The sequence below is a fragment of the Parvimonas parva genome (assembly GCF_016552165.1).
Lineage (GTDB): Bacteria > Bacillota > Clostridia > Tissierellales > Peptoniphilaceae > Parvimonas > Parvimonas parva.
In genome coordinates this window covers 1-1,170 of record NZ_JACVDA010000050.1, presented here as the reverse complement: position 1 = coordinate 1,170, position 1,170 = coordinate 1, and the positions used below count along the sequence as shown (strand labels likewise).

The following is a 1,170-nucleotide window of genomic DNA, read 5'->3' as shown; positions in this document are numbered from 1 at the left end:
TTTTTGTCAATTACTATTATACCTCTTTGAGATGTTTTTTTCTATTCTTACTGGCTAACTTAATTTTACAATATGGGCTTCATCTCCAAATTTTTCATAAACCTTTATTCATTTTCTAATTTGTGAATAATTTATATTATATTTTTTCTCTAAATATCCATATCCTCCTTTACACTCAAAATATTCTTCTACCATTTTCTTTTTCAGTTCAAAACTATATTTTGCCATAAAAAATACCAACCCCCTTTAGTTAAATTTTTGGTCTAACTTTTTGGGGTCGGTACAATTTCTCCAACCTTTTACTGTTATGAAATAACAAGATTACCGGGTATCCTCCGACACAAACCATCGTGAAATTATTTTGTTCCGAATAATCTATCCCCTGCATCTCCAAGTCCAGGAACGATATAGCTATGTTCATTTAGTCTCTCATCTAATGCAGCTACAAAAATATCCACATCAGGATGATTTCTTTGAACAGCTTCAACTCCTTCAGGAGCAGCAATTATACAAACCAATTTAATATTTTTACAACCTTTTTGTTTTAAAAGTTTTATGGCATCAGAAGCTGAACCTCCTGTTGCAAGCATTGGATCAAGAACTAAAAAATCTCTTTCTTCTGCATCTACAGGTAATTTACAATAATATTCAACAGGTTGTAAAGTTTCAGGATCACGATATAATCCAATATGTCCAACCTTTGCAGCTGGAAGAATATTTAACATTCCTTCAACCATTCCAAGTCCTGCTCTTAAAATAGGAACAACTCCTAATTTTTTTCCGGATAATCTTTTAACCATTGTTTTTTGTAAAGGTGTTTCAATTTCCACCTCATCAGTTTTTAAATCTCTTGTAACTTCATAAGCCATAAGCATTGAAATTTCATTTACCAAAGCTCTAAAATCTTTTCCTCCGGTATTTTTGTCTCTTAAATATCCTAACTTATGAGAAATAACCGGATGGTCAAACACTGTTAATTTTGACATATCATTTCCTCCTAAAATTGTGCAAAAATTTTTATTCTATTAATTTTTATCTTTAATATTATATCACAATTACCTTTTAATAATCAAATATCTTTAAAACAAAATTTTTACTAAATTGCAAGAATAAATTAGCCACATAAAAATAATTCTCTAGGCGTTTTGTAATTGAATATTTTTTTAGGAT

Annotated in this window: 1 protein-coding gene; it reads right to left on the bottom strand. The window is 29.6% G+C overall.

All coding sequences use genetic code 11. The features are described from left to right. Positions 1-356: 356 nt before the first annotated feature. Positions 357-986, bottom strand: a complete 630-nt coding sequence (gene upp / locus IBJ83_RS08350) for a uracil phosphoribosyltransferase (RefSeq protein ID WP_068473797.1) — start codon at positions 984-986, stop codon at positions 357-359. Between the last annotated feature and the right edge of the window lie 184 nt (positions 987-1,170).